The 4,700-nt window shown below is 51.7% G+C and carries 3 protein-coding genes and 1 pseudogene; 3 read left to right on the top strand and 1 reads right to left on the bottom strand.

Features of this window, described 5'->3' with window-relative positions; all coding sequences use genetic code 11:
• Positions 1–464: 464 nt before the first annotated feature.
• From AB4Z11_RS23540 to AB4Z11_RS23530, 3 genes are read left to right on the top strand one after another with little or no spacing between them, the layout of a single operon-like run.
• Positions 465–1,637: an ABC-three component system protein gene (locus tag AB4Z11_RS23540; RefSeq protein ID WP_442028071.1), complete on the top strand. Its 1,173-nt coding sequence runs from the start codon at positions 465–467 to the stop codon at positions 1,635–1,637.
• Positions 1,634–2,140 carry a three component ABC system middle component gene (locus AB4Z11_RS23535; protein WP_442028069.1) on the top strand — a complete coding sequence of 169 codons (507 nt, stop codon included), beginning with the start codon at positions 1,634–1,636 and terminating at the stop codon, positions 2,138–2,140. The genes AB4Z11_RS23540 and AB4Z11_RS23535 overlap by 4 nt, the downstream gene beginning before the upstream one ends.
• A complete protein-coding gene (locus tag AB4Z11_RS23530; protein ID WP_442028068.1) occupies positions 2,140–4,104 on the top strand; it encodes a DUF3732 domain-containing protein in 1,965 nt (654 codons plus the stop codon). The genes AB4Z11_RS23535 and AB4Z11_RS23530 overlap by 1 nt, the downstream gene beginning before the upstream one ends.
• A gap of 208 nt (positions 4,105–4,312) precedes the next feature.
• Here AB4Z11_RS23530 and AB4Z11_RS23525 read toward each other — a convergent pair.
• Positions 4,313–4,700: pseudogene (locus AB4Z11_RS23525) on the bottom strand (subclass B3 metallo-beta-lactamase); the annotation flags it as partial.

Raw genomic sequence — 4,700 nt, 5'->3', positions numbered from 1 at the left:
CGTGCAATGCAAAATTTGTTAGCGGAACCGATTGACATGACCGCAACGGAGACAGCGCGATATCGAACTGAAGTCCACTTTGGAGAGGGAACTCCCCAGAGATTGCGCGACGAACGTCGACATTTTTCTGTTGATGCGCCAAAGCCAAGACGCTCCGCGTCTTGCGCATAATTGGAGCCGCCCCTTGACTCAATCCAACTGGCTGGAGTTGCCGTAAGTGAAAATCTGTTGTCCTTTTCATTATTGCCGTGCGAGAATGAATTGGTCAATCGCTGCGTAAGCATTTGATATCGACGTCGACGGCTTAGATTAAGAAACTCTCTGACGATTCAATGCCTGGCGCCGGTTTCGGCGCCTGCGTTGTTTTTATGCATCAGTTGTATCTTTTCGTCCATTGCGGGTGTGCGATTAACTCGACAAGATCTCTGCAGCGGTTAGTTAAGATAATGATTGAAGGAGCGAAGGTGAACGCGCCAAATGTCGTGAAATCAAAGCACAACGTCCCAGGGCAGTACTTGGGTTACGCCCTGCAGCCATTGAGGCTTTTCTTCCACTTACTAACAGCTCCCAAGGGAGCTAGTGTTTCACTCGAACATGTGGAAGATGTCGCGGTGCATTACGCGGATGGGCAGGTTCTGTTGGAACAGACGAAGAGTGCGCTGGCTCACAATCCTTTGTCGGATTGGTCGGTCGATCTATGGAAGTCAATTGGTAATTGGATTGATGACATTGAATCAGGTCGAACGGTGCTCGCTAAGACCCGGTTCCAGTTATATGTCACCCCCTCATACTCCGGCACACTTAGTGCAGCGCTTTCGAGGGCATCGACGCCTGATGAAGTGGATCAACTGGTTGCCTTTATTACCAAGGGCATGAGAGCAAAGAAGTCGGCCCTCTGCATGCCGCACGTGGCGAAATTTCTCAACCTCGATGCCACTAAAAGGTACGAGCTTGTGAGACGGATTGGGATCATTTCTGAGGATGACGACCCAACGGAACCTATGCGCCAGTTTCTGCGAGCGACCATAGATGAGGCCTTGATAGACGCGCTTTGTGCCATTGGGATTGGGATTGCGAAGGATGAAGCCGACAGATTGATCCGACAAGGAAAGGTTGCTTTGCTGTCATGTGACGACTTCCGAAAACAATTCCAAGCCTTTGTAAAGAAGAACAACATGCCGGGACTCCTAAATTCTCTAACTCCTGTACCCACTGTGGGTGAAGTCGAGTCGCTCTTAGCAAAGCGCCCGGACTTTGTAGTGCAGCTTGACTTTATCGATTTATCTTCGGAACAGAAACTTAATGCTGCTAGCGATTTTTTGCAAACCAGCAACGATAAGGTGATGTGGGGAGCGCTAGGTCGGGTATTCGAAAATAGTTACGACGATCTTGAGCGTGATTTGACGCGTCAGCACTTGGCAATCCAGGGGGAAGTGAGTGATGCACATTCCGACAAGGTTGAAGTGGTCCAAGGAAGGCTGATTTACAACCGCTGCGCGCAAGTGACGGCGCCGCTCGAGGGAAATAAGGTTCCGGGGCACTTTATTGCAGGAACTTTCAATTCGTTGGCGGACCGTAGACACTTGGGCTGGCATCCACGCTATCTTGAGCTGTTGGACGAGGAGAGTGATAAGTGAATCCCTTCGAGTTCCAATATCCGAATGAAATTGCTGCAGTTCAAAACCCTGCGCTTGGCGCGTATGCAATTTGGAGGTTTGGCTTGGCATTTCAATCCCGCGAAGAAGCGGAGCCGACGCTGCCGCTCGCGTTTCTGGTACTCCCTCTTGTTTTGCATGGGCCAACGAGGGAGCTGATTCGAAAGACGCAAAAGGTTTCGGGCCTAGCGCTTTTTGCAGGCAAGCTCGGTGAGTGTCGTGAAGACCTACTAGCAGTTCACGATCGTGCCCTGCAACTTCGACAATTAACGTTAGAGTCTATCGCGATTGGCGAGCGAGCAAAGCTATTTACTCTTGATTTAGACCAGGCCTCTTTCAGAGCACATCCCTTAGAGGCAGGCGTGCAGTTAATCGACATGCCTGATGGCTTGAAATGGTTGAGCCCGGCGTGCGAGCGGCTCGGATACTGGTTCGCCGTCTTGACTGATGAACAGGTGACTAGAACACTTTACGTGGATTTTTAATGAATTTTCAAATTAAGAAGGTCATTTTGTGGCCGAAGAGTCAGCAAGCACCGCGTGTTTTGGAGTTTCAGTCGGGCAAGGTCAACGTCATCACCGGCCGGTCCAAGACAGGGAAATCGGCCGTTATCCCCATAATTGATTACTGCCTTGGCGCAGAGAAGTGTGCCATCCCGGTCGGTGTCATTCGGGAGACGTGTTCTTGGTTTGGCGTCCTGATTATTACTGATGAAGGCGAAAAACTTCTCGCGCGCAGAGAGCCTGGGAGGCAGCAAAGTACGTCAGATATGTTTCTGCTTGAGGAAGCCAGCATCACAATCCCAAAAGAAGCACCTAGTAAGAACTCGAATGTTGAAAGCGTAAAAAAAACGTTAGATCGCTTGGCTGGATTGTCTAACTTGAATTTTGAACCGGGCACTTCGGACCCGTTTAAAAGCCGCCCTGGGTTCCGGGATCTGATGGCCTTCACGTTTCAGCCGCAGAATATTGTCGCGAACCCGGACGTATTGTTTTTCAAGGCAGATACGACTGAACATCGCGAGAAGCTCAAGACTATTTTCCCGTATGTCCTTGGAGCCATCACTCCAGAGTTGCTGCAGGCGCGGCACGAATTGGAGCACCTGCACCGCGCGTTGAGACGCAAGGAAGGAGAGTTGAAGGCCCGGCAGGGTGAGGGAACGCGCTGGCAGCGAGACGGTCAAGCTTTGGTTCGGCAGGCGATTGAATTCGGTCTATTACCACCCCAAACCACCGTACCTAATGATTGGGCTTCGACTTTTCAGCTTTTGCGTACCGTCGTTAAGACCGATCCGTCAGCAAATGAAGAGACGATCGACTCATTGGATGCCGCGCTCGCTCGCCTCAAGGAACTGCGCGTCAATGAAACAGAACTGACAGCTCAATATAACGTCAGCCGCCAGCACCTAAAGGATCTTCAACGGCTCGAAAGTAGTAGTGACTCGTTCGCAAACGCACTGGAAATCCAACGCGACAGGTTGGCACTGTCGAAATGGATTCGTGGCATGGTAGAGGAGCGCGGCAACGAAGTTTTCGAGCCGAGTGAAGAAGGCCGAACTAGGCTTAATAGGCTTTGCCTGGCGCTGGATGCAGTTGAGTTGCGCTTAAGATCCCTCCCTCGTGCGTCTGAGAACCTAGGTAAAGAAACGCTGCGCCAGAGACAGCTGGCAGAGGAAAAACTGGGAAGTTTGAATGCTGTTAGACGAGAGATTGATGCGATCGAGAAGCGTTCAAAGATTGCGAAAGATGTTAGTTTGAGGCGGGAGCGCAATGCTCGCTTTCTTGGGAGATTGGAGGAGTCCATTCGTCTCTTCGAGGCAGCCGAACCGACATCTGAGTTGAGTGAAGAGATTAAAAGGCTTCGCGATCGCGCTAAGGAGCTGGAGCCGCTTGTCGCAGAACATGAGATTCGTAGCAATCAGCAAAAGGCGCTCAATGTGGTCGAAGGCTATGCGGCAAAGCTGTTACCTCAATTGGACGGCGAATGGCCTGATGCTCCAATCAAGCTTATCGTGAAGGATCTTACGGTCAAAGTCGCACGTGATGGTCGCGACGACTACCTCTGGGAGATTGGAAGCGGAGCGAATTGGTTGGCCTATCACGTCGCTGTCACTTTGGCGCTTCAGGGATACTTCCTTAGCCAGAAACGGAGCCCGGTTCCCGGCTTACTTATTTATGATCAACCAAGCCAAGTCTATTTCCCGACCCGAAGGGTGAAGGAAAAAGGTGATGTTGACGAAGCTGAGCCAAAGTTAAAGGATGAAGACCTGGAAGCAGTACGTAAAGTGTTCATGCTTTTTGACAAGGTCGTAGGAAAAAAGGGTGAGGCCTTACAGATTATCGTGCTTGATCACGCTGACGAAGAAGCTTGGGGGGGGCTTTCCCATGTAGTTCCGGTTGCAGAATGGCGCGGGGACGCTCTTGTGCCACCGAGTTGGATTAGTGGCTGAGTACGAGCATATCATCGACTTTGCTTAAGGGCGGTTAGCTCCGGCTCTTGGATTTAGCTTCTGCAATGGCGCATCGGCGCAGAACACAGCTTCATTGAGTCGACTGAATATAATCTCGGCCCAAAACATTGGCGTACGCTGCTTAAAGTAGCGTCAACACCTCCAGCCGTTCAGTTAGAAAGCCCGCGACGCACCGCGGGTTTTTCATTTATTTGCGCTCACTTTCCAGGCGCTTTGCCAGTCTGTCGCTGGAGGCCTGCGCCAACTTACTGCAGGAGGTGCCGTCGCCATATGCTATTACGCCTTCTTTTTCCGCACGCGCATGGCGCTCAAAAATATCGCTGAATTCCGGGTGCGCGGTAATCAGCACCTCACATGGCAGTGCGCCAATTTTCCTGATGCTGCGTTCTAGGCTGCTGACCACTTCAGGATGCGCGGTGAACTTGTAGCTGTCGGAAGAAACCGCAGTCAGGCTGTCGGCATAAACGAAGTTCTTGCATACGCCCTTGTCGCACACCTTCCAGCTCCAGCTGGAACCGCCCGGCGTGTGGCCCGGCGTCAGATGCGCGGTGACGGCCAGCGCGCCAACTTTCACC

Source organism: Pseudoduganella sp. RAF53_2 (genome assembly GCF_052113985.1).
GTDB lineage: Bacteria > Pseudomonadota > Gammaproteobacteria > Burkholderiales > Burkholderiaceae_D > Rugamonas.
This window is presented reverse-complemented; position numbering and strand designations above follow the sequence as displayed.

Coding starts and splice junctions, on each gene's coding strand:
- AB4Z11_RS23530 (WP_442028068.1), top strand. CDS start 2,140: ATGAATTTTCAAATTAAGAAGGTCATTTTGTGGCCGAAGAGTCAGCAA.